Below are 21,800 nucleotides of genomic sequence, written 5' to 3'. Positions count from 1 at the left end.
TGCCGTTCACGCCGCACCGGCGATCACGCGCGTGTGGCCGGGGGCCTTGGGCAGCGGGCGCTCCGGGTCCACGGTGAGCACGAGGCGGTCCTCGTCGGTGACCGTCGCCTCGTAGCCGGCGAAGCGCATCGTGACCAGCATGTTCCGGTTGGCCTCGGTCGGGATGAAGTGCGCGACGGGGCGCCGGCCGGCCGCCAGGGCCCGCTGGATCAGATGGTGCAGCAGCACGCTCCCCGCACCGCGCGAGGCGACTCGGCAGGACATCAGCATCAGCCGCAGGACCGAGTCCCGCCCGACGAGTTCGGTGACGGCCAGGCCGATGATCCCGTAGTCACCGAAGCGGTCGCGGAGCGTGGCCAGCAGCACCTGATGGTCCGGTGCGGAGCTCAACCGGCGCAGCTCGTCGATGCCGTAGGTCAGTCCTGTGCTGTTGAGCTGGTGCGTGCGGACGGTCAGCTCGCTGGCCCGGGACAGGTCTTCCTCGGTGGCCGGGCGCAGCTCCATGACCAGGCCGAGCGAGTCGAGGAACGCCTGGCGTCCTGCGGTGAACTCCTCTTCGGCCTCCCGCCGTTGCCATTCGGCCCGGTAGAGCCGGCGTCGCCCGGTGGCCTCCGCGGTGATGTGCGTCGGCCGGAACTCCGGGTATTCCGGCAGCTGTCCGACCTCCGCCGCCGAGTAGCAGCGGACCATGGGGAGTTCGCTCGCGACCTCCGCCCGCTCCACCGGGTCGTTGTCGACGAACGCGATGGTGTCCAGACCGATGCCGAGGGCCTTCGCGATCCGGCGCACCGCGGCGGACTTGGTGCCCCAGCCCACCTCTGTCGCGCAGTACCAGTCGGCCAGCCGGCGTTCCGTCAGATGGCGTTGGGTGACGGCGCGTTCGCCACGGCTGGCGGCGGCATGCAGGATGCCGCGACGGTCCAGCTCGGCCAGGGTCTTAAGCGCCGAGGGGAAGGGGGCGGGATCGTCGCCCTCCAGCACCACCCCGTCCCACAGGGTGTCGTCCAGGTCCCACACCAGGCACTTGACGGTGGGCGCGCCCGCTGCCGCCGTCACGGCGACTCTCCGGGAAGCCGGGGCCGGACGTGGCGGTCCGTGCCGCGCGCGGCATCACCGAAGCGCCGCAACAACCGCTCGGCTATGTGAAGTTCGGACACTTCCTGTGCTCCTTCGATGATCTCCATGACCTTGGCGTCCCGGAAGTGACGGGCCGCCCTGCTGTCGGGCGCGCAGCCGGCCGAGCCGAGCACCTGTACGGCGTCGCGGCTGCCCGCCGCCGCAGCGGCAGCCGCCGCGTACTTGGCCATGAGCGTCTCCGACACCCCGTGACCCGGGCCCGCGGCCCGCGCCTGAGCGGCCCTGCGGGCGAGTTCCCGGGCCCCGGCGGCGTCCACCGCCGCCCTGGCCAGCAGTGACCGGACCAACTGGTGGTCGCCCAGGGGGATGTCGCCCTGCCGACGGACCGCGGCGTGGGTGGCGGCGTCCTCGACGCACGCCTCCGCCATGCCCACGCATCCCCAGGCGACCGTGAACCGGCCGTGGTCGAGCGCGGTGCCGACCACATGGGAGAGCCCCAGGCCGGGAGGGGCGACGAGCTGACGCCGGGGCACCCGCACGCCGTCGAAGGACAGATGGGCGATCCGGGCGCCCCGCATGCCGAGCTGGCCGTTCACCGGCTCCCGCCGCACACCGGCGCGCTCCGCGTCCACGAGCACGGCGGCCGGCCTTCCCTCGTACTTGCCGAGGACCAGGAACACGTCGGCGACCGCACCGAAGGTGACCCACCTCTTGTGGCCGCTCACGACCAGTTCCCGGTGGCCCGACCGGCCCGACGCCTCGATACGGGTTTCCACCGACCCCAGCGCGCTGCCGGCGCCCTGCTCGGTCGCCGCGAAGCCGGCGGTCAGCTCGCCGCCGGCCAGCCTGGGCAGCCAGTCGGCCCGCTGTGCCTCGGTGCCCCAGCGCAGCAGCGCCGCCGCGACCATGCCCTGTACGGTCAGCAGCCCGCGCAGGGCACTGCACTCACCACCGATCCGTGCGGTGATCTCCCCGAGCGCGAGCGGATGGAGGCCGGCGCCCCCGTACCGCTCGGGCAGGTCCGCGGCGAGCAGTCCCGACGCGGCGACCTCCTTGCGCACCGAATCGGGCAGTCCGCCGTCCTGGTCCCAACGAGAGGCGCGGACATGTGCGTCGGCCGCCAGATCGGCCGCGACCCGGGACAGGTCCCCGGACTCCACGGGCTCCCCGGGCGGCACATCCGTCGTCGTAGCGTCGGAGCCGCTCTCAGGAACCCTCGGCATGTGCCTCTCCCGACTCGGGCGCTCCGGTCTTGCGCCGGACGAACTCCGTGATGCGGTTGGCGGTCCTGAAGCTGTCCAGATCCAGGTCCTCGACCTCGACGGTGAGGGCGAAGCGGCTCTCGACGAAGGTCACCAGCTCCAGCGCGAACAGTGAGTCGGCGAAGCCCTGCGCGAAGTAATCGTCGTCCGGCTCGACCCGCCGACGAAGAGCCGCGCTCAGAAAGCCGGTGATCTGCGAGGTGACGTCGTTCATGCCGTGTCCTCCTGTGGACCTGTCTCGACCAGCAGCAGACTCCAGGCGGCTACCGGGCTCACGTTGATCAGGACCGCGAGGTCGCCGGGGGCCAGCTCCTCGCGGTCGAGTGCCGTGCGGAGATTGAGGAAGACGTCATTGGGACCGAGGTGTCCGTACTGCCGGAGGTTCTCCCGGCACGCCGGCAGAAGTTCGATGTCCAGGGAGTCCTCGAGGAAGGCGAAGCTCCCGGCGGACAGATTCTGGCTGACGAAGCCGGCGACGTCCCCCTGGCCGATTCCGTTGCGCCGCAGCAGGCCGCCCAGCATCGCGGAGAGTTGGTTGCGGGTCTCCATGGCCAGGCGGAAGGAGTAGGTGCTGGGCTCCGTGCACTGTTCGCGCCACTGAGCGGTGGGGCGGTCCCGGTAGTCGACGTGGAAGAGGTCCCAGTAGCGCCCGTTGGTCAGCTGCGCGATGTCGCGTACCCGTATCGGCCCGCTGCGGGAGAGCAGCAGCGCCTGCCCGCCGTCGCCGTTCACCGTGACGGGGTGGCGGTAGCGCAGGGCGGCGGCCGGCTTGCTGCCGTGCACGACCAGGACATGGTCCAGGGCAGGGTCCGCCGCCAGCAGTCCGCGGGCCGTCAGCAGGGCCGGGGTGATCGAGACACAGCCGAGCCCGCCCACCGAGAAGGTGGTGGCGTCGTCGGCGCCGAGTCGGTGCTGGAGCCTGGTCACCTCGGAACTGAGGAACGTCTCCTGGACGCGCGACTCCACCATCACCAGGGCGCCCAGGTCCCGGGCGTCGAGCCCCGCCTGTTCGAGCGCCCGGCGCGCGGCGCGTTCGGCGAGAGTGACGGAGCTCAGCCGGTCGTCCGCCCGGACCGTGTCGATGCCCAGACCGTCGCGTGTGGCGCGCTCGATCTCGTCGAGCGTCCGTACCTCGGTGATCGGCAGAGTGTGCTCGGGCATGTACCAGGCGGCGCTGCGGATCGCGACAGGCGCCGCGCCATGCTGGAGGGCCTGTGGGGACACGGTCGCTCCCTCTCGTCTACGGCAGGACGTCCGGCCTGTCAGCCGATCTGGTCGTATCGCCTCCGGATGAATGCGTTCGTCGGGTGTGCCGGATTCTCCCGAGGACAACTGACGCCGAACTGACGGACCGCTGACAGCACCCGAGGGCACTCTCTTCCACGTGCCGCGGCACCCGGTCACTCCTCGCCGGTGATCACCCGCGGTTACTATGCTCACTTCATGCCGGAGGACTGAGGAAATGCTGAGAAGGGTCGCTGCAACCCGCTACATCACACCCCTGCGTGAGGGCGGCTCCCTCCCGGGGCTCGTCGAGGCCGACGATCTCGGCACCTACGTCCTGAAGTTCACCGGCGCCGGCCAGGGCCGCAAGACGCTCGTCGCGGAGGTCGTCTGCGGGGAGCTGGCCCGGCGGCTCGGCCTGCGCGTTCCCGGCCTCGTGACCATCGGCCTCGACCCGGTGCTGGGCCTCGGCGAGCCCGACGAGCGGGTGCAGGAGCTGATCAAGTCCAGCGGCGGCGCCAACCTCGGCATGGACTTCCTGACCCGCGCGATCGGCTTCGACCCGCTCGCCTTCGAGGTGAACCCCGGGGAGGCCGGGCGGATCGTCTGGTTCGACGCGCTGATCAACAACGTCGACCGCTCCTGGCGCAACCCGAACCTGCTGATGTGGCACGGCGAGCTGTGGCTCATCGACCACGGCGCCACCATGATCTGGCACCACCACTGGCCCGGCGCCCGCACCTCCGCCGCCAAGCCGTACGACGCCTCCGACCACGCCCTCGCACGCTTTGGCCCCGAGGTCGCGGCGGCCGCCGCCGACCTCGCGCACCTGGTCACCGAGGAACTGCTCGCCGAGGTGACCGCCGAGATCCCGGACGGGTGGCTGACGGACGAGCCCGGCTTCGAGACGCCGGACGCGCTGCGGCGGGCGTACGCGGAGCCGTTGCTCGCGCGGGCCGCCGACGTCCATGAACGCATCGAGGGGATCACGTGAGCGACCGCTTCCTCGCGACCGGGGCGAGTGGGCAGGACGTCTACGAGTACGCGCTGCTGCGGGTGGTGCCGCGGATCGAGCGCGGCGAGTGCTTCAACGCGGGCGTTCTCGTGTACAGCCGCTCCCGGGCCCTCGTGGCCGCCCGAACGCATTTGGACGAGGGCAAGCTGCTCGCCCTGGACCCGGGGGCGGACGTGGCAGGCGTACGCGCCGCGCTGCGCGCCGTCGAGGGCGTGTGCGCCGGGGGCGAGGCGGCGGGGCAGGCCGCCGGCGACGACGCCGGACGGCGGTTCCGGTGGCTGGTCGCGCCCCGTTCGACGGTCGTCCGGGCCGGGCCCGTGCACACCGGGTTCACCGCGGATCCGGCGGCGGAGGCCGAACGGCTGCTCACGCTGCTGGTGCAGTGACCGGCCTCCCTCGGCGGGGATCGCTGACCCGCCGTCGCCGGAGTGCTCACCCGCCGCCGAGGGCCGCCGTCACGGATCACACCTGGTGGAGCGTTGACACCGGGTGCCAGGGCTTCTAGCGTCACGTACGGCGAAGGTACTAAGCGGTCGCTCACCATATGGGTGTGCCGCAGGAGCCGCATCCAAAGGCGAGGAGAACCAGCAATGTCCACCACTGAGCAGCGTGTCGCCGTGGTCACCGGTGGCGCGCGCGGCATCGGGGCCGCGACCGCCGTACGACTGGCCGCCGAGGGCCGTGCCGTCGCGGTGATCGACCTCGACGAGGCCGCGTGCAAGGACACCGTGGAGAAGATCACCGCGGCCGGCGGCAAGGCACTCGCGGTCGGCTGCGACGTCACCGACGAGGCGCAGGTCGCGGCCGCCGTCACACGGATCGCCGAGGAGCTGGGCGCCCCGACCATCCTGGTGAACAACGCGGGTGTCCTCCGCGACAACCTGCTGTTCAAGATGAGCACGTCCGACTGGGACACGGTCATCAACGTGCATCTGCGCGGCGCCTTCCTGATGGCCAAGGCCGTCCAGCAGTACATGGTCGAGGCGAAGTTCGGCCGGATCGTCAACCTGTCCTCGTCCTCCGCGCTCGGCAACCGCGGCCAGGTCAACTACTCCGCCGCCAAGGCCGGTCTGCAGGGCTTCACCAAGACCCTCGCGATCGAGCTCGGCAAGTTCGGCGTCACCGCCAACGCCGTCGCGCCCGGCTTCATCGTCACCGACATGACCGCCGCCACCGCCTCCCGCGTGGGCATGGGCTTCGAGGACTTCCAGGCCGCGGCCGCCACCCAGATCCCCGTGCAGCGCGTGGGCCGCCCGGAGGACATCGCCGGCGCCATCGCCTACTTCACGGGCGAGGACGCCGGATTCGTCTCCGGCCAGGTGCTGTACGTCGCCGGCGGACCACTCGACTAGGGGATCAGGAACATGACTTCGGTGGAACTTCCCGAGCTCTCGGGCAAGGTCGCCCTCATCACCGGCGCCAGCCGCGGCATCGGCCACGGCATCGCCGAGGCCCTCGTGGCGCGAGGCGACCGGGTGTGCATCACAGGCCGCAACGAGGACGCCCTCAAGGAGGCCGTCGAGCAGCTCGGCGCCGACCGCGTCATCGGCGTCGCGGGCAAGGCCCACGACGAGGCCCACCAGGCCCTCGCCGTCGAACGCGCCATGGAGGCCTTCGGACGCGTCGACTTCCTGGTCAACAACGCCGGTACGAACCCGGTCTTCGGCCCGATCGCCGACCTCGACCTGAACGTGGCGCGCAAGGTGTTCGAGACCAACGTCGTCTCGGCCCTCGGCTTCGCCCAGCGGACCTGGCACGCCTGGCAGAAGGACAACGGCGGCGCGATCGTCAACATCGCCTCCGTCGCCGGTGTCTCCGCGTCGCCGTTCATCGGCGCCTACGGCATCAGCAAGGCCGCCATGATCAACCTGACCCTGCAGCTGGCGCACGAGTACGCGCCGAAGGTGCGGGTCAACGCGATCGCGCCCGCCGTGGTGAAGACCAGGTTCGCCCAGGCGCTGTACGAGGGCCGGGAGGCGGAGGCGGCCGCGGCCTACCCGCTCGGCCGGCTCGGCGTGCCCTCCGACATCGGCGGCGCCGCGGCGTTCCTCACCTCCGAGCAGTCCGACTGGGTCACCGGCCAGACGCTCGTGGTCGACGGAGGCATCTTCCTCAACGCCGGGGTCGGCTGACCTGTCGTTCCGGGCGCCGGTGGCTGTTTCACCGAACCTCACCGGCGCCCTCCCGTACTCTTCACCAAAGCTCGACCGGGCCGTCACCAGCATGCCGATCAAGCCTTCTGTCAACCGGACGGGATCGGTCCCCGGGGCCTGCGGTATCGTTCGGCCACTCTTGTGTACGGCATTTCGAGGAGCATGCACGTGTTCAACCGGAACCGGTATTTGCCGCCACTGGCGGCGATCGCGTCCATATCCATGGTGGCGGGGTGCGGCGTGTTCTCCTCGGATGCCTCGGAAGACGCTGACCCCATCATCGTGGGCACCACCAGTGCGCCCAGCACACTGGATCCCGCGGCGGCCTGGGACAGCTCCTGGGAGCTGATGCGCAACGTCTACCAGACGTTGCTGAACTACTCTCCCGGCGCCACCGAGCCCGAACCCGACGCCGCCCAGAGCTGTGAGTTCACGGACAGCTCCAGCACGGTGTACAGCTGCACGCTGCGCGAGGGCCTCAAGTTCTCCGACGGGCACACGCTGGACGCCCAGGCCGTCAAGTTCTCGTTCGACCGGATCAAGAAGATCAACGTCAACGGTGGCCCCGCCGGTCTGCTGAGCACCCTTTCCCGGGTGCAGGTGAAGGGCGACCGGGAGGTCGTCTTCCACCTCAGCCAGCCCGACGCCACCTTCCCCCTCGTCCTCACCACGCCCGCCATGTCGATCGTGGACCCCGAGGACTACTCCGCGGACAAGGTCCGCGAGGACGGGAAGATCAGCGGCTCCGGCCCTTACAGCCTCGCCTCCTACGAGGACGGCGACAAGGCCGAACTGGTCGCCAACGAGAACTACGAAGGCATCGCGGAGCTCAAGAACTCGTCCGTCACCATCCGCTACTTCCAGCAGTCGGACAAGCTGGTCAAGGCCCTCAAGGACAAGCAGATCTCGGTCATCTACCGAGGTCTCGGCGCCGCGGACATCGTGGACATCGAGGCCAACCACGAGGAGGAGCAGCTCCAGATCGTGGAGAACCCCACCTCCGAGATCAGCTACCTGGTGTTCAACCCCAAGGACACCTGGGCCAAGAACCCGGCCGTCCGCAAGGCGGTCGCCCAGGTCCTCGACCGTCCGGCGCTCGCCCACAACATCTACAAGGACACCGTCGAGCCGCTGTACTCCATGATCCCCAGGGGTCTGGTGGGCCACACGACGGGCTTCTTCGACGACTACGGCAACCCCAGCGCGACCAAGGCCAGGCAGATCCTCACCGACGCGGGGATCACGGAAACGGTTCCTCTCACTCTCTGGTACACCTCCGACCGCTACGGCTCTCAGACCAAGCCGGCCTTCGAGGAGCTGAAGCGGCAGCTGGAGGCATCCGGCCTGTTCGACGTCACGCTCAAGAGCCGCCCCTGGAAGACGTACTCCCAGGGCTACCAGAAGGGCGAGTACCCGGTGTTCGGGCGAGGCTGGAACCCCGACTTCGCCGACGCCGACAACTTCATCGCGCCCTTCGTGGGCGAGCAGAACGCGCTCGGCACGCCGTACGACTCCCCCAAGATCACCGACACCCTGCTGCCGGAGTCGCGCGCGGAGAGCGACCGCGGTGCCGTGGTCGAGGAGTTCGAGGAGGCCCAGAAGATCCTCGTCGACGACGCCCGGCTGATTCCGCTGTGGCAGGGCAAGGCGTACACGGCCGCCGACGAGGAGATCGCCGGTCTGGAGAACGTCATCGACCCGGCGACGATGATGGCGATGTGGCAGCTGTCCTGGAAGACCAGCTGGTAGTTCCGGGGGGCCGGCCCGATTGTCAGTGGGCGCCTGTAGGTTCTGTGCTCTGACGACGGCCGCGCGAAGCGCGGCCGTCCATGGCCGCGTGTTCCGTGGCTGTGAAGTGAGCGCACACCGGAGGAAGTTGACGTGACCGACATCGCCATGCTGCCCGAGTCCTGGCGCGGGGTCCTGGGGGACGAGCTGCAGCAGCCCTACTTCAAGGAACTCACCGAGTTCGTCGAGGAGGAGCGTGCCAGGGGTCCCGTCCACCCTCCGCGCGAGCAGGTCTTCGCCGCCCTCGACGCCACACCGTACGGACGCGTGAAAGTCCTGATCCTCGGCCAGGACCCGTACCACGGCGAGGGCCAGGGCCACGGACTGTGCTTCTCCGTGCGGCCGGGTGTGAAGACCCCGCCCTCCCTGCGGAACATCTACAAGGAGATGCAGGCCGAGCTGGGCACCCCGATCCCGGACAACGGCTATCTGCTGCCGTGGGCCGAGCAGGGCGTGCTGCTGCTCAACGCGGTCCTCACCGTCCGCTCCGGTGAGGCCAACTCGCACAAGGGCAAGGGCTGGGAGAAGTTCACCGACGCCGTGATCCGCGCGGTGGCCGACCGTCCGGATCCGGCCGTCTTCGTGCTGTGGGGCAACTACGCGCAGAAGAAGCTCCCGCTGATCGACGAGGAGCGCCACGTGGTCGTCAAGGGCGCACACCCCTCGCCGCTGTCCGCCAAGAAGTTCTTCGGCTCCCGCCCGTTCACGCAGATCAACGAGGCCATCGCCGGGCAGGGCCACGAGCCGATCGACTGGACGATCCCGAACCTCGGCTGAGCCGCCCGCCGCCCGCCGCTTGCCCGTCGCCCGCCGCCCGCCGCTTGCCCGTAGCCCTCTGCTCGCCCGCCCCTGCGAGCCGCCCGCCCGTACGGCCGCCGGGGCGCCTGCGCGGCCGTACGGAGCCGCCTGACCGCGATTGTCAGTGCCTGCCGTTAGCGTCGGCAGGGACAGGCGGGACAGGGGCGACGAGTGTGGAGGACCCCGCGGTGGAGCGACAGGAGCAGGCGGCGACGGACGCCATGATGACCCGGATCGGGCAGGTGGTCATGCTGCACCACGCGGGTGACCGCGAGGAGGCCCGCGACCGATTCCTGAAGCTGTGGGCGGAGATCGGCGAGGACGGCGACCCGCTCCACCGCTGCACGCTGGCCCACTACATGGCGGACACCCAGGACGACCCGGACGACGAACTGGCCTGGGACCTCAGGGCGTTGTCGGCGGCCGACGAGCTGACCGACGGCCGCGTGGCCGAGCACCACGACGGCCTCGCGGTACGCGCCTTCTACCCCTCGCTGCACCTGAACCTCGCCGCCGACTACGCCAAGCTCACCCGCCATGAGGCGGCCCGCAGCCATCTGCGCCTGGCCCGGGCCGCGGTCGGCACACTGAGCGACGACGGCTACGGCGACGGCATCAGATCCGCCCTGGCACGGCTGGAGTCCCGACTCGACGAGGCGGACCCGGCCGGAGGGCAGACGCCGGGGCCGCCGAGACAGCGGCCCCAGCGGTGACGGCCGGCCGGGCCCGGGACGTCTCAACGGCCGTAGACGTCCTTGCAGATGGCCGCCTGCGGGGTGTCCTTGCCCCAGCCGCCGTACTGGTGGCCGAGCGCGCACACGTCGGAGTTCTTCGGCGGGTCCGTCGGGATCGTCTCGGTCATGGGCGGGATCTCGACACGGGGCCGGCGCTCGGGCGGCTCGGGCCGCTCCGGGGGAGCGGGCCGTTCGTCGTCGGGGCGGGGTGCGGTGAGGGTGGGTGTGGCGGCGGGAGCCGAGGTGGCGGGCTTCGGCGTCGAGGATGTGCTCGGCGTGGGTCTGCGTGACGGGCCGATCAGCTCCAGCGCCTCCAGTGCCGGGGCCTGCACGATCTGGGTCTCGGTGGTGCCGTCCGGGCGGGGTTCGGTCGGCCGGGTCGGCACGGGTGACGCCTCGGGCGGGGGTGGGTGGGGCGCGGTCACGCAGCCGGTGAGGGCCGAGAAGGCCACGGTGACCAGGAGCGTCGCGGTGGTGGTCGGTCGATACACGCGCGCAACTCTGCTGTGTCCGGGCAGCTTTGGGGGCGGAGCAGGCGGAGGATGCCCCACACGGGTGACGCGCGGGCCCGCCTGCGACGCCGCGCGCCCGCCCCGACGGCCCCCGGCACGCGCTTCGACCCCGGGCACGCGCTTCGACCCCGAGTTCCGTACGCAGGGCTCCGTACGCCGGGACCCCGGGCGGCCACCCGTCTCCGCTCAGTACCCCGTGGCCCCGTCGATCCGCTCCCGGATCAGATCCGCGTGCCCGTTGTGCCGCGCGTACTCCTCGATCATGTGGGTGTAGATCCACCGGAGGCTCGGCGGCTCGCCCGCGCGCCGGTGCACGGCCTTGCTGATGTCGTCCAGGGCGAAGCCCTCCGCGTTGCGCCGGGCGATCGCGATCTCCTCCTGCCAAGTGCCGTACGTGTCCGCCCAGGTGTCCCGCTCGGTCAGGTGGAACTCCCCGTCCGGGTCCGCCTCGCTGAAGTACAGGGGCCCCTGGTCGTCGTCCACCAGCACCCTGCGGAACCAGATGCGCTCCACCTCCGCCATGTGCCGTACGAGCCCCAGCAGCGACAGTTTTGAGGGTGGCACCGAGGCGGTCCGCAGCCGGGCGTCGTCCAGGCCCTCGCACTTGATCGCGAGAGTCTCGCGGTGGTAGTCGAGCCAGCCTTCGAGCATGGCCCGTTCGCCGGCGGTGACGGAGGGTTCGGTGCGCGGGATCGTCATGCCGGCCATCTTCGCAGCCCACGTATGCTGCCGACGAGGCATATTCGACGGCACACCGTGGACGGGAGACCCCTGTGAAGGTCGGCTGCATCGGACTCGGCGACATCGCGCGGAAGGCTTATCTGCCGGTGCTCGGCGCGCAGCCGGGGATCGAACTCCATCTGCAGACGCGGACACCCGCCACCCTCACCCGGGTCGCCGACAGCCTCCGCCTCCCACCCGCACAGCGGCACGCGGACCTCGACGCACTGCTCGCCCAGGACCTCGACGCGGCCTTCGTGCACGCCCCCACCGGGGCCCACCCCGAGATCGTCCGGCGGCTGCTGGAGGCGGGCGTCCCCACGTACGTCGACAAGCCGCTCGCGTACGAACTCACCGACTCGGAACGGCTCGTACGGCTCGCGGAGGAGCGGAACGTCGGCCTCGCCGTGGGCTTCAACCGCCGGTACGCGCCCGGGTACGCGCAGTGCGCCGACCATCCGCGCGAGCTGATCCTCATGCAGAAGAACCGCATCGGCCTTCCCGAAGAGCCACGCGTGATGATCCTGGACGACTTCATCCATGTCGTCGACACCCTGCGGTTCCTGGTGCCGGGGGAGATCGACGACGTGACCGTGCGCGCCCGCACCGAGAGCGGGCTGCTGCACCACGTCGTCCTGCAGCTCTCCGGGGACGGGTTCACCGCGCTCGGTGTCATGAACCGGCTCAGCGGCTCGGCGGAGGAGGTCCTGGAGGTCTCCGGCCAGGACACCAAGCGGCAGGTGCTGAACCTGGCCGAGGTCGTCGACCACAAGGGGCAGCCGTCCGTCAGGCGGCGCGGCGACTGGGTGCCGGTGGCCAGGCAGCGCGGCATCGAGCAGGCGGTGCTCGCCTTCCTCGACGCCGTACGCGCGGGCAAGGTGCTCAGCGCGCGGGACGCGCTGGCGACCCATGAGCTGTGCGAGCGGGTGGTACGGGCGGTGGAGTCCCCGTCCGCCGCCTGAGCCGCACGGCCCGTACGCCCTCGAACGCGCCCCACGCGACCAGGGTCAGCAGCGCCGCGTGGACCGGCCAGTCGCCGAACCGGACGTACGGCGTCGTACCGCTCGCCAGCGGCACCTCGTACACCGCCGTCGTGCTCTCGTCCGTGCCGAGCCGGGCACCGACGCGCTCGCCCTGGGGGCCGTACACCGCGGAGACACCGGTGAGCGTCGCGTGGACCATCGGGCGGCCGGTCTCGGCGGCCCGCAGCGCGGCCAGCGAGGCGTGCTGCTCGGGCGCCCAGCTCTGCTGGAACGTCGAGGTCGCCGACTGTGCGAGCAGCAACTCGGCGCCGTCCCGGGCGAGATGGCGGCTCATGTCCGGGAACGCGGACTCGAAGCAGATCATCGGGCCGATCCGCAGCCCCTTCCCGGAGTCGAAGACGACCTGCTCGGCGCCGCGCCTGCGGTCCTCGCCTGCCGCCTCGCCGACGGAGGCCGCCCAGCCGAGCAGCGAGCGCGCCGGGATGTACTCGCCGAAGGGGACGAGCCGCATCTTGTCGTAGCGGTCGCCGGTCGGGCCCTCGGGGCCGACGAGCACCGAACTCTTGTAGATGCCGGGGCGGTCGGAGCGGCGGGCGTCGACGTTCACGAGGATGTTCGTGTCCGTCTCGCGGGCCAGCGCGGCGATCCGGTCGGCGAGGTCGGGCCGGTCGGCCAGGTCGAAACCGACGCTGCTCTCGCCCCACACGATCAGGTCGAGGTCCTGACCGGCGAGCCCGTGGGTGAGCGCCTCCTCGCGGGCGAACCGGTTGTCGGGGCCGTCGGTGACACCGGGCTGAACGACGGCGACCCGCACCCCGCCCCGCACCTCGGGGCGCGGTGACCACAGCCAGACCGCCGAGGTCGCGATGGCCGCCGTGACGAGACCGGCGAGCGCCGGCGCCCGGGACCGCCGTACCGAAACCAGCACGGCGACCGCCACGTCGACCGCCACCACCAGGAAGCTGATCAGCCAGACCCCGCCGACCGAGGCCAGCCGCAGCGCGGGCTCCACCTGCCACTGGCTGGAACCCAGCAGGCCCCACGGCCCGCCGAGCCCCTGCCAGGAGCGGACGAGCTCGATCGCCAGCCAGCCCGACGGCAGGACCAGCAGCGCGGCGGCTATCCGCCCGGACGAGGGCGTACCGGCCAGGAAGCGGCGCACCAGCCACGCCCAGGGCGCCCACAGCGCCCCGAGCAGACCGGCGATGACAAAGGTGAACACATGCAGGTTCGGCAGCAGCCAGTGGTGCATGGCCAGCATGAACCCGAAGCCGCCGAGCCAGCCGTCGCGCAGGGCCCGCCGCCCGGTCGGGGCCGCGCGGACCAGCAGCATCCACGGCACCAGCGCGACATACGCCAGCCACCACAGGGCCGGCGCCGGGAACGCGAGCACAGGCAGCGCACCGGCCACGGCGACGGACGCACGACGCCGCCATGGGGAGGCGAGCCAGTCGGGCGTCTTCATACAGCGCCTCCCTCCCCGGTGGTGCGTCTCTCCAGTGTGCGCGCCGGGGACGATCTCCGACAGGGGGCGGGGGAACGACGAAGATGGAGCGCGGGTGGGGGGGGTGGGTGCGCGGACAGGGAAAGGGCGCTCAGGTCGCCGAGGACGGGTGCCGGTCGGGGGTGAGGCCTTCCGGGGCACGGCGCCACTTCTCCTGCACCACGACCTCGCTCAGGCGCCAGCCGTCGCGGGTACGGACCAGGGCGAAGGCGTACCGCCCGCCGCACACGAAGTCGGGGGCAGTGGAACCGCCGTCGTGGCCGGCGAAGCGCATCGGGTTGATGTAGTCCGCCTGGACGTGGGCGGTGTCGCCGGTGTCCTGCTCCAGGTGGCCGAACCGCACTCGCCGGTTGACGATCAGATGCTGCCGCATCGGGAAGAGCTCCATGCTCCGGGTCAGCCATCCGGCGACCTGGGCGGCGTCGCCCTCGATACCACCGGCCGAGCGGTAGTCGGCACGGCCGTCCGGGGCGAACAGGCCCCGGTACGCCGCCCAGTCGCCGTCGTCCACCGCCACCGCGTACTCGGTGATCAGGCCGTCGACGGCGAGTCGGTCCATCACGGTCGCGAGCTCCACGCGCTGCGTCATCGGCTCAGTGTTGGGGTACGGGACGCGCCACGCCAAGGGGCGTGCGGGCAGATGGGGGATATTTCAGGGGTCAGGCCCACCGGCCACGGTCCGCGGCCGTCGATAGCTGCCGATATTCGTCGATATTCGGTGGCCTCGGGATGCCTCGGTGATCGAGTCTGAACCCCGTGAACGAACATGAACGCGTAACGACGACGGAGCCCAAGTTCCGGATCCGGGCCCGCCACACCGAGGACACGGTCACCGTCTACCAGGCGTACCGTCCCGAGATCGGCGGCCCGGCCGCGCGGGCCGGCCGTTTCCCGGCGGCCTGGAAGCGGGACCGGATGACCTGGATCAAGCCGTCCTTCCTGTGGATGATGTACCGCTGCGGCTGGGGCCTGAAGGAGGGCCAGGAGACGGTACTGGCCGTGGAGATCGGCCGCGACGGCTTCGAGTGGGCGCTGCGCAACTCCTGCCTCTCGCACTACGTGCCTGACCTGCACGAGAGCCAGACCGCCTGGCAGCGGGAGCTCCGCGGGTCGCCCGCGCGGGTGCAGTGGGACCCCGAGCGCGACCTGCGGCTGAACACGCTGCAGCACCGCTCGTTGCAGCTGGGCCTGGCGGGCGACGCGGCGGCCCGGTACGCGGACGAGTGGATCGTCGGCATCGAGGACGTGACGCCGCTCGCCAGGGAGATACACGGCCTCGTACGGGCGGGTGACCTGGACGCGGCGACCGGACTGCTGCCCGAGGAGCGGCCGTATCCCGTCGCGGACGAAGTGCTGGAACATCTGCGCCGCTGAACGCCCGGAGCGCCGGGACGGGGTCAGCCGTGGTCGTGGCGGAGCAGGACGCAGACCGCGTTCTCCTCGATCGTGCGGAGCTTCGCCAGGAGGTCCGGCTTCGTCGTCCTGTTGATCTGGGTGGTGAGGGAGAAGGTGAGCGACTTCCGTCCGTCGGGGGTCGCGGCGATCAGCTGCGTGTAGCCGGGGAAGTTCCCGGTGTGCCCCAGAACCACCCCGCAGCGGGTGCTGTAGCGGAAGATGCCCAGTCCTGCCGTGTTGCGGCCGGGTCCGGCCGGCTCGGACGCCCCCTCGATCCAGCGCCGCTGCTCGCGCAGAGCCGCCGCGGAGGTCAGTTTTCCGGAGGCGTAGGCGCGGATGAACCGCGTCATGTCACGCGGTGTGGAGACGATCCCGCCCGAGGCCCACACACCGGAGGCGCTGAGCGCCTCGCTGACATCCTCCGGCGGCTCCGGCGGGTCGACGGCGTAGCCGTGCATGAACGGCTCGGGCATCTCATAGCCCAGGGGAAGGCTGGTGTCGCGCAGTCCGAGCGGCCGCTCGACGATACGACGGAGCAGCTCTTCGTACGGCAGGTGGGTCGCCGCCTCCGCCATCAGCGCGACGGCGATGTTGTCCGAGTTGGAGTACCGGTACTCGGAGCCCGGGGGGAAGTGCGGCGGTTCGTCCCGTACGAAGTCCAGCAGCCGGCGGGGGTCGAAGGTCCGGCGCGGGTCCGCCAGGAGCAGTTCCAGGAACTCCGGGTCCTCGCTGTAGTCGGGCAGCCCGCTCGTGTGGTTCAGCAGCTGCCGGAGCGTCACCGACCGCCACGCGCGCGGCAGCCGGTGCAGGGTGCGCCCGATCCTGGCGTCGAGGTCGAGCACACCGCGCTGCACCAGACGCAGCGCCACGGCGCCGCTGAACGCCTTCGCCGTACTGGCGATCCGCATCTTGTCGGTGGGCTCGATCGGCCGGCCGGACTCCAGGTCGGCGACCCCGGCACGTACGACTCGTGACGCCTCCCCCCGCTGCAGTACGACGATCACACCCGGCGGCCCACCGGGTGTGGTGACCAGCTCTTCGAGCTGCCGTCGCAGGGCGCGCTCGCCTCCGTCGTGAGATCCGCTGCCGTCAGCGGCACCCGCGGTCGGAGCGACGAGCAGGCCACCGAGGCAGGCGGCACCGAGCAGGGCGACGAGTGACCGGCGCAGGCGCGCCCGGGGACGGGGACGGGGGTGGAGGCGGGTCTGGGGCGGGGGCGTGAGTGGCATGGGGGTCCCGGGAGGGTCGGTGGGGCAGGGCACACCCAGCATTGGCCGCGACCCCGGCCGTGCGCTCGCGCGCTTGCGCTATCCGGCGCTATCCGGTTCTACCTGGCTCCATCCTCGTTATGTCCGGCCGATCCGATCCGATCCGATCCGATCCGATCCGATCCGTGCCGATCCGTGCCGTGCCGCGGCTCGCGGGCGGGATCAGTGCGCGGCGAACTGGACCCCGGCCGACTGCACGGCCTCCGGCCGCAGCGCGACACCCTCGACGGTCAGTTGTTCGCCGTAGATGTCGGTGACCCTGATCGCGCCGCCGCACCCGCTGCCCTGCTCGGAGAGGAAGTAGTTGTATTCGGTACGGGTCAGCCGCGTCCAGGCACCGCCGTCGCGGACCTCCAGTCGTGCCACCGGGTTGCGGTGACCGATGACCTGGATGCCGCACCAGTGGCGGCTGGAGCCGGTCTTGTACCGGATGGAGAGCTGGTCGGAGGTGCCGGGGCTGAGCAGCGTCCAGGTGATCGGTATCTGGCCCTGCGACGGGGCGGCGAGCTTGGCGAAGGCCTGGGAGCTGAGGTCGAGTTGACCCGGCTTGCAGGGCGACGGGCATTCGTTGGTGATCCGGACCGTGACGGCGGCGCCGCCCGCCGCGCGGACACGCACATACGCCCCGCAGGCCTTGGAGACCTCGTAGTCGGTGGTGTTCATCGCCGCGGTCATGACGTCGTCGTCCGGGCCGAACGAGCAGGCACCGTCGCCGGTACCGGCGTCGTAGAAGGTGGCGACCCCTTCGTAGTCGACCCCGGGGCGGATCCGCCCGGCCAACGGGGCCGAGGCGGACCCGGCCTGCCGGGTGCTCGCGGGTGACGGTCGCGCCGCGGCGGTGGTCTTGGCGGGAGCGGGGGTCTTCTTGGTGACCGAGGGGGTCGGGGAGGGCGGGGACGGCGTGGAGGGCTTCCGCTCCGGTGCCGTGGACGGCGGGCTCTCCCGGGGGGCGGAGGCGACAGGGGTGGGCGCGGCCGCGACCTTCCCGGCATCGGTCTCGCGGTCGGGGCCGAAGGCTATGACCAGGGACGCGGCGACCCCGACCGCGGCCACGGCGGCGACGCAGACGAGGGCGGTGCGCCGCTTGGGCCGGCGGGCGGAGCGGTGGGAACGGGATGCCACGGTTAAGTCCTTTGGGTCCTTGCGTGGTTCGGGTGAGCAGATGGGGTCCGTGTGGTTCCTGTGGAGCTCTGGTGAAAGGAGCTTCCCATTCCTCAGTCGCCGCCGAGCCCGGAACGGTTGCCTTCGCCTTCGACGGGCACATGGCGGCTGGTCTGTGATCGTAGGATGATCGGTCGCCGAGCCTGGCGGTCGCTGAACGCCGCTCACATCACGTCCACCGTCCGGGAGGTTGGAATGACACGTCCGCTGGCCGTCGTCACGGGTGGCAGCCGGGGGATCGGTGCGGCGACATGCCTGCGGCTCGCGGCGGACGGGCACGACCTGGTCGTGGGGTATGTGAACGACGGCGCGGCGGCCGAGTGGATCGCGACGGGGGTGCGGGCGAACGGGGCGCGCTGTGTCACGGTCATGGCCGACACCTCGGTGGAGGCCGACGTGGACCGGCTCTTCGAGACGGCGGCGGACCGGCTCGGACCGGTCACGGGGCTGGTCAACGACGCCGGGATGACGGGCCCGTTCGGGAGGCTGACCGACACCGGCACGGAGGTCCTGCGCCGGGTGGCGGAGGTCAACCTCCTCGGTGTGCTGCTGTGTTCGCGCCGGGCGGCCGAGGTGCTGGCGGCCTGGGGGAGCGGCGTCATCGTGAACGTGTCCTCGGCTGCGGCCACACTGGGCAGCCCCGGCGAGTACGTCCACTACGCCGCGACCAAGGCCGCGGTCGACGCGCCCACCACCGGGCTCGCCAAGGAACTCGGCCCCGACGGCATCCGCGTCAACGCGGTCGCCCCCGGTGTGATCGACACCGAGATCCACGCCAGGATGGGTGACCCGGAGCGCCCGGAGCGGATCGCCGCCTCCGTACCCCTCCGCCGCTCCGGCCGCGCCGACGAGGTCGCCTCGGCCATCGCCTGGCTGATGCCCCCGGAGGCCTCGTACACCACGGGCGCCGTGCTGCGGGTGTCCGGCGGCCGCTGAGCGTCAGCCGCGCCGTTTGCCGAGCAGCCGCTGAAAGGCGGTCGGGGAGGGCCGGTCGGCCAGGAACTCCTTGACGCGCACGGCGCATTGGAGGGGGTCGGCCAGGCCGGTGTCGCACTCGACGTCGTAGAGGCCGTGTGCGTGCACCTGCGCCAACTGACGTGCGGCCAGCCCCGCCGGGCGGTCGCCGCGCTCCCGCTCACGTCGTTCGAGTTCGGCGCGGGGGCAGTGCACGCCGACGAACACGACGTCCTGCGGTACGAAGAGGTCGAGGCAGTCCCGCAGCCGCCACTCCTCGCTCAGGACGTGGTCCATGACGACGTGATTGCCCGCGGCGGCCATGCCGGCGATCGCGCGGTGGTAGCCCCGCCAGGTGTGGTGCAGCACGCTGGGGAGTCGCTCGGGCGGGATCTCCCGGCGGGTGCGCATCGCGTGGAACGCGTCGACCGGTATGTGGAAGTACGGCTCGTCGAGGACCCGCAGCAACTCCACCGCGATACTCGACTTCCCCGAACTGGACGTGCCGTTCAGGAAGATGATCAGTCCGCGGGGGCCGGGGCCGGGGCCGGGGCCGGGGCCGCTGTCCTGTCCGTCGGCAGCTCGCTCCGCAGGGCTCACGCGGCCTCGACGACGGTTCCACGTATCGCCGCGGCCCACTCCACCACCAGCAGCTCGTACTCCGCGCGCTCCTGCGCCGACAACGACCCGCCCGCACGCCGCCACAGCGCTCGGATCTGGTCGTTCAAGTCGGCGGCAGACCGCACGGAACCACGAGTAAGGGAATCGGGGGACATGCGAACAAGAGTAGGCGCCGGGACTGACAGTGCGCTACTGGGCGGCTACGGATGCCGTATGTGGTTGGTCACGGAAGGGAGTTGGGGCGGAGCGGCCCCGACCGAGAACCCCGACTGAGAACCCCGACGGATCAGCCCGCCGACTCGCCCGCGTGCGGGCTCAGTACGCCCGTCGACACCAGGACGACGATGAGGATCCCGAGGGCGATGCGGTACCAGACGAAGGGCATGAAGCTCTTCGTGGTGATGAACTTCATGAACGAACTTATGCCGACTTGTCCCGAGCCGCCGCGACCTGCTGTTTTCCACCACACTTCAAGATCGAATGGTAGAGCAGTGGGAGATGGCACCACTTTCCAGTGCTCTCCCTCGCTGGCCGCGAAGCGCAGCCACCTGGTTTGCACTTGAGTACGGTGTGAGCGCGTGTGGGGCCGTTCGCCAGCTTGCGCGCGAGGCCAGTCGCTTCCAGACTCAGGTCGTCGTTCGGGACGACGCGGTTGACGGCGCCGGAAGTCCGCGCCCCGAGCTGGACTTCCGCGGTCGGTGACCGGATCCGAAATCACCTGTGCCGTGAAGTCGCAGGTCAGCGATCCAGCGCACCTTCGGTGCGCGCCGGGGGCGTGGTTGCCGTGGCGTGCGCCGAGGTGCTTCTTGTGTGCCCTGACGGGGGCTGATGCTTGTCCGGGAGGCTGGTGGGGTTCGTTCCGGCCGAAGTCGATGCCTCTGTGATGCCGGTGAGCTCGCAGATCAGTGTGGCGCTGGGGGCCGTCCACGGGAACCGTGGACTGTTGCTGTGAGCACGTGCGCAAGAAGGACGCCAAGGCGTGCGTGCGCACCCCAAGCGCCAAGCGGCGGGGGTCGTTCACGACCGAGACCACCACCTGGGGATCGACGACGAACGCGGTACTCGCCCTGCGCGAGCACCTGCTCGCCGCCCAGGTGACCCTGGTCGTGATCGAGGCGACCTCGGACTACTGGAAGCTTCTACTACCTGCTGGCCGAGGACCTGAACGTGATCCTGGTCAACGCCCGGCAGGTCAAGAACCTGCCCGGCCGCAAGACGGACGTCTCCGACGCGGCCTGGCTGGCCCAGCTCGGCGCCCACGGCCTGGTCCGCCCCTCCTTCGTGCCACCCCAGCCGGTACGCGAGCTGCGGGATCTGACCCGCACCCGCACCCGCACCCAGATGACCCGCGAACGCGGCCAGATCGTCCAGCGACTGGAGAAGCTGCTGGAGGACACCGGGATCAAGCTGGCCGCGGTCGCCTCCGACATCATGGGCGTCTCCGGCCGGGCCATGCTGGAAGCCCTCATCCGCGGTGAACGCGACCCACAGGCACTCGCGGAGATGGCCAAGCGCCGGCTCCGCAACAAGATCCCCGAACTCACCGAGGCCCTGACCGGCCGCTTCCGCGCCCACCATGCCTTCCTCACCCGGCTGCACCTGGACCACTACGACCAGCTCACCACCGCCATCGGGCAACTGGATGAGCGGATCGAGGAGGCGATGGCCCCCTTTCGGCCCGCCCTCGACCTGCTCGACACCATCCCCGGGATCAACCGAGCGGTCGCCGAAGTGATCATCGCGGAGACCGGCGGCGACATGACCCGGTTCACCACGGCCAGGCACCTCGCGTCCTGGGCCGGGGTCTGCCCCGGCCACCACGAGTCCGCCGGCCGCACCAAGAACACCGAAGTCCCCCCAGCAACCCCTACTCCAAAGGAGCCCTCGGCCTCGCCGCCTTCGGCGCGGTCAGGACCAAGCACACCTACCTGCAGGCCCATTACAAGCGACTGACCGCACGCCGCGGCCCGATGAAGGCACTGGTCGCCGTCGAGCACTCGATCATCACCGCGATCTGGCACATGCTCACTCATGCCCGGTGACCGGTCGGCCAGGTGGCGTACCGCCGCAGGCCGTACAGCAGCGGAGCGGCGGCGGTCAGGTGCGAGGTCACCTCCAGGACCTCGCCGAACACCACGGTGTGGTCGCCTACTGGTTTAGCAGTCCCCGTCACCTTGCAGTCCGCCACCGTCCGGGCGTAGTCGGGGAGATGCGGACCAGCCGCCGCGGGCCCGGCCCTCCAGGGCACCCGGTCGAAGCGGTCCGGCGCGCCCGAGGCGAACAGCTCCGCCACCGGCCTCCCGCCGCTGTGCAGCACGTTGACGGCGAAGGACCCGCGCTGCTCCACTGCCTCCAGGGTGGAACTGCCCTGTCTCACACAGACCAGCAGCGTCGGGGGATCCAGTGCCACGCTGCAGAGCGAGGAGCAGGTCATGCCGTGTGGCCCGCCGTCGGGGCCGAACGTGGTGACGACAACGACACCGGTCGGAAAACCTGACATCAGCGAGCGGAACTCCTTCGCTCGGGCCGACTCGACGGGCCTGGTCATGGCTGTGCACTCCTAGGGGGACGATTCGGTGGCCTGTTGCCGCCGGGCTTCGTGATCACGTGTGCGGGCCGTCGGCGGCAACC

23 protein-coding genes and 2 pseudogenes are annotated in these 21,800 nt (G+C 71.0%); 11 read left to right on the top strand and 14 right to left on the bottom strand.

What is annotated here, in order from left to right; translation table 11 throughout:
• Positions 1 to 6: 6 nt before the first annotated feature.
• From I8N67_RS02630 to I8N67_RS02615, 4 genes are read right to left on the bottom strand one after another with little or no spacing between them, the layout of a single operon-like run.
• Positions 7 to 1,056: an HAD-IIIC family phosphatase gene (locus I8N67_RS02630; protein ID WP_200300903.1), complete on the bottom strand. Its 1,050-nt coding sequence runs from the start codon at positions 1,054 to 1,056 to the stop codon at positions 7 to 9.
• Complete coding sequence (locus I8N67_RS02625) at positions 1,053 to 2,300, bottom strand: acyl-CoA dehydrogenase family protein (RefSeq protein WP_200300902.1); 1,248 nt, start codon at positions 2,298 to 2,300, stop codon at positions 1,053 to 1,055. Before I8N67_RS02625 ends, I8N67_RS02630 begins: the two co-directional genes overlap by 4 nt.
• Positions 2,284 to 2,553 (bottom strand): acyl carrier protein, encoded by a 270-nt coding sequence (locus tag I8N67_RS02620; RefSeq protein WP_200300901.1) that lies wholly within the window; start codon positions 2,551 to 2,553, stop codon positions 2,284 to 2,286. Before I8N67_RS02620 ends, I8N67_RS02625 begins: the two co-directional genes overlap by 17 nt.
• The gene (locus tag I8N67_RS02615) at positions 2,550 to 3,500 is read right to left on the bottom strand and encodes a ketoacyl-ACP synthase III family protein (protein ID WP_234044900.1); all 951 of its coding nucleotides are present in this window, start codon (positions 3,498 to 3,500) and stop codon (positions 2,550 to 2,552) included. The genes I8N67_RS02620 and I8N67_RS02615 overlap by 4 nt, the downstream gene beginning before the upstream one ends.
• Before the next feature lie 301 nt (positions 3,501 to 3,801).
• On the opposite strand from I8N67_RS02615, the gene I8N67_RS02610 reads away from it, so the two are divergent.
• From I8N67_RS02610 to I8N67_RS02580, 7 genes are all read left to right on the top strand, one after another.
• Positions 3,802 to 4,557 (top strand): HipA family kinase, encoded by a 756-nt coding sequence (locus I8N67_RS02610; protein ID WP_200300900.1) that lies wholly within the window; start codon positions 3,802 to 3,804, stop codon positions 4,555 to 4,557.
• Positions 4,554 to 4,964, top strand: coding sequence for a DUF3037 domain-containing protein (locus tag I8N67_RS02605; protein ID WP_200300899.1), 411 nt, complete (start codon positions 4,554 to 4,556; stop codon positions 4,962 to 4,964). The genes I8N67_RS02610 and I8N67_RS02605 overlap by 4 nt, the downstream gene beginning before the upstream one ends.
• 204 nt (positions 4,965 to 5,168) lie before the next feature.
• Positions 5,169 to 5,930, top strand: coding sequence for a 3-oxoacyl-ACP reductase FabG (fabG, locus tag I8N67_RS02600; RefSeq protein ID WP_200300898.1), 762 nt, complete (start codon positions 5,169 to 5,171; stop codon positions 5,928 to 5,930).
• Positions 5,931 to 5,942: 12 nt separating this feature from the next.
• Entirely contained in the window at positions 5,943 to 6,710 is a 768-nt protein-coding gene (locus I8N67_RS02595; protein WP_200300897.1) for an SDR family oxidoreductase, read from the top strand.
• 189 nt (positions 6,711 to 6,899) lie between these two features.
• Positions 6,900 to 8,480: an ABC transporter substrate-binding protein gene (locus I8N67_RS02590; RefSeq protein WP_200300896.1), complete on the top strand. Its 1,581-nt coding sequence runs from the start codon at positions 6,900 to 6,902 to the stop codon at positions 8,478 to 8,480.
• Between the two features lie 132 nt (positions 8,481 to 8,612).
• Positions 8,613 to 9,296 (top strand): uracil-DNA glycosylase, encoded by a 684-nt coding sequence (locus I8N67_RS02585; protein ID WP_200300895.1) that lies wholly within the window; start codon positions 8,613 to 8,615, stop codon positions 9,294 to 9,296.
• 242 nt (positions 9,297 to 9,538) lie between these two features.
• Positions 9,539 to 10,030 carry a hypothetical protein gene (locus I8N67_RS02580; RefSeq protein ID WP_200300962.1) on the top strand — a complete coding sequence of 164 codons (492 nt, stop codon included), beginning with the start codon at positions 9,539 to 9,541 and terminating at the stop codon, positions 10,028 to 10,030.
• A gap of 23 nt (positions 10,031 to 10,053) precedes the next feature.
• Here I8N67_RS02580 and I8N67_RS02575 read toward each other — a convergent pair whose 3' ends face one another.
• Entirely contained in the window at positions 10,054 to 10,542 is a 489-nt protein-coding gene (locus tag I8N67_RS02575; protein WP_200300894.1) for a hypothetical protein, read from the bottom strand.
• A gap of 207 nt (positions 10,543 to 10,749) precedes the next feature.
• Complete coding sequence (locus tag I8N67_RS02570; protein WP_200300893.1) at positions 10,750 to 11,262, bottom strand: DinB family protein; 513 nt, start codon at positions 11,260 to 11,262, stop codon at positions 10,750 to 10,752.
• A gap of 74 nt (positions 11,263 to 11,336) precedes the next feature.
• Here I8N67_RS02570 and I8N67_RS02565 point away from each other — a divergent pair, with 74 nt between their 5' ends.
• Positions 11,337 to 12,245: a Gfo/Idh/MocA family protein gene (locus tag I8N67_RS02565; protein WP_200300892.1), complete on the top strand. Its 909-nt coding sequence runs from the start codon at positions 11,337 to 11,339 to the stop codon at positions 12,243 to 12,245.
• On the opposite strand, the gene lnt is transcribed toward I8N67_RS02565, so the two are convergent.
• The gene (gene lnt, locus I8N67_RS02560; RefSeq protein WP_200300891.1) at positions 12,166 to 13,731 is read right to left on the bottom strand and encodes an apolipoprotein N-acyltransferase; all 1,566 of its coding nucleotides are present in this window, start codon (positions 13,729 to 13,731) and stop codon (positions 12,166 to 12,168) included. The genes I8N67_RS02565 and lnt overlap by 80 nt on opposite strands.
• A gap of 130 nt (positions 13,732 to 13,861) precedes the next feature.
• A complete protein-coding gene (locus I8N67_RS02555; RefSeq protein WP_200300890.1) occupies positions 13,862 to 14,359 on the bottom strand; it encodes a nuclear transport factor 2 family protein in 498 nt (165 codons plus the stop codon).
• Between the two features lie 167 nt (positions 14,360 to 14,526).
• On the opposite strand from I8N67_RS02555, the gene I8N67_RS02550 reads away from it, so the two are divergent.
• Entirely contained in the window at positions 14,527 to 15,144 is a 618-nt protein-coding gene (locus I8N67_RS02550) for a DUF4291 domain-containing protein (RefSeq protein ID WP_200300889.1), read from the top strand.
• Between the two features lie 23 nt (positions 15,145 to 15,167).
• Here the strand turns inward: I8N67_RS02550 and I8N67_RS02545 are convergent, their stop codons facing one another.
• Together I8N67_RS02545 and I8N67_RS02540 are read right to left on the bottom strand one after the other, a co-directional pair.
• The gene (locus I8N67_RS02545; protein ID WP_200300888.1) at positions 15,168 to 16,394 is read right to left on the bottom strand and encodes a serine hydrolase domain-containing protein; all 1,227 of its coding nucleotides are present in this window, start codon (positions 16,392 to 16,394) and stop codon (positions 15,168 to 15,170) included.
• 201 nt (positions 16,395 to 16,595) lie between these two features.
• A complete protein-coding gene (locus I8N67_RS02540) occupies positions 16,596 to 17,555 on the bottom strand; it encodes an expansin EXLX1 family cellulose-binding protein (protein WP_200300887.1) in 960 nt (319 codons plus the stop codon).
• Between the two features lie 234 nt (positions 17,556 to 17,789).
• On the opposite strand from I8N67_RS02540, the gene I8N67_RS02535 reads away from it, so the two are divergent.
• Positions 17,790 to 18,530: an SDR family oxidoreductase gene (locus tag I8N67_RS02535; protein ID WP_200300886.1), complete on the top strand. Its 741-nt coding sequence runs from the start codon at positions 17,790 to 17,792 to the stop codon at positions 18,528 to 18,530.
• A 3-nt stretch (positions 18,531 to 18,533) separates the two neighbouring features.
• On the opposite strand, the gene I8N67_RS02530 is transcribed toward I8N67_RS02535, so the two are convergent.
• The 3 genes and pseudogenes from I8N67_RS02530 to I8N67_RS02520 form a co-directional block, all read right to left on the bottom strand.
• Entirely contained in the window at positions 18,534 to 19,148 is a 615-nt protein-coding gene (locus tag I8N67_RS02530; protein WP_200300885.1) for a chloramphenicol phosphotransferase CPT family protein, read from the bottom strand.
• A complete protein-coding gene (locus I8N67_RS02525) occupies positions 19,145 to 19,324 on the bottom strand; it encodes a hypothetical protein (protein ID WP_200300884.1) in 180 nt (59 codons plus the stop codon). The genes I8N67_RS02530 and I8N67_RS02525 overlap by 4 nt, the downstream gene beginning before the upstream one ends.
• 131 nt (positions 19,325 to 19,455) lie before the next feature.
• A pseudogene (locus tag I8N67_RS02520) lies at positions 19,456 to 19,593 on the bottom strand (undecaprenyl-diphosphatase); the annotation flags it as partial.
• Positions 19,594 to 20,104: 511 nt separating this feature from the next.
• Between I8N67_RS02520 and I8N67_RS02515 the strand changes: the two are divergent.
• Positions 20,105 to 21,199 (top strand): annotated as a pseudogene (locus I8N67_RS02515) (IS110 family RNA-guided transposase); the annotation flags it as partial.
• On the opposite strand, the gene I8N67_RS02510 reads toward I8N67_RS02515, so the two are convergent.
• Positions 21,199 to 21,717 carry a flavin reductase family protein gene (locus tag I8N67_RS02510; protein WP_200300883.1) on the bottom strand — a complete coding sequence of 173 codons (519 nt, stop codon included), beginning with the start codon at positions 21,715 to 21,717 and terminating at the stop codon, positions 21,199 to 21,201. The pseudogene I8N67_RS02515 and the gene I8N67_RS02510 overlap by 1 nt on opposite strands.
• Positions 21,718 to 21,800: the final 83 nt, after the last annotated feature.

The organism is Streptomyces adelaidensis (assembly GCF_016598475.1).
Lineage (GTDB): Bacteria > Actinomycetota > Actinomycetes > Streptomycetales > Streptomycetaceae > Streptomyces > Streptomyces adelaidensis.
Note: the sequence above shows the minus strand (reverse complement) of the source record. Positions and strands in the feature narration are given on the sequence as shown.

Excerpts from the sequence above, each read along its gene's own strand:
- I8N67_RS02625 (WP_200300902.1), bottom strand. The coding sequence starts at position 2,300 with ATGCCGAGGGTTCCTGAGAGCGGCTCCGACGCTACGACGACGGATGTG.
- I8N67_RS02620 (WP_200300901.1), bottom strand. The coding sequence starts at position 2,553 with ATGAACGACGTCACCTCGCAGATCACCGGCTTTCTGAGCGCGGCTCTT.
- I8N67_RS02615 (WP_234044900.1), bottom strand. The coding sequence starts at position 3,500 with ATGCCCGAGCACACTCTGCCGATCACCGAGGTACGGACGCTCGACGAG.
- I8N67_RS02610 (WP_200300900.1), top strand. The coding sequence starts at position 3,802 with ATGCTGAGAAGGGTCGCTGCAACCCGCTACATCACACCCCTGCGTGAG.
- fabG (WP_200300898.1), top strand. The coding sequence starts at position 5,169 with ATGTCCACCACTGAGCAGCGTGTCGCCGTGGTCACCGGTGGCGCGCGC.
- I8N67_RS02595 (WP_200300897.1), top strand. The coding sequence starts at position 5,943 with ATGACTTCGGTGGAACTTCCCGAGCTCTCGGGCAAGGTCGCCCTCATC.
- I8N67_RS02580 (WP_200300962.1), top strand. The coding sequence starts at position 9,539 with ATGATGACCCGGATCGGGCAGGTGGTCATGCTGCACCACGCGGGTGAC.
- I8N67_RS02570 (WP_200300893.1), bottom strand. The coding sequence starts at position 11,262 with ATGACGATCCCGCGCACCGAACCCTCCGTCACCGCCGGCGAACGGGCC.
- lnt (WP_200300891.1), bottom strand. The coding sequence starts at position 13,731 with ATGAAGACGCCCGACTGGCTCGCCTCCCCATGGCGGCGTCGTGCGTCC.
- I8N67_RS02555 (WP_200300890.1), bottom strand. The coding sequence starts at position 14,359 with ATGACGCAGCGCGTGGAGCTCGCGACCGTGATGGACCGACTCGCCGTC.
- I8N67_RS02545 (WP_200300888.1), bottom strand. The coding sequence starts at position 16,394 with ATGCCACTCACGCCCCCGCCCCAGACCCGCCTCCACCCCCGTCCCCGT.
- I8N67_RS02535 (WP_200300886.1), top strand. The coding sequence starts at position 17,790 with ATGACACGTCCGCTGGCCGTCGTCACGGGTGGCAGCCGGGGGATCGGT.
- I8N67_RS02525 (WP_200300884.1), bottom strand. The coding sequence starts at position 19,324 with ATGTCCCCCGATTCCCTTACTCGTGGTTCCGTGCGGTCTGCCGCCGAC.
- I8N67_RS02510 (WP_200300883.1), bottom strand. The coding sequence starts at position 21,717 with ATGACCAGGCCCGTCGAGTCGGCCCGAGCGAAGGAGTTCCGCTCGCTG.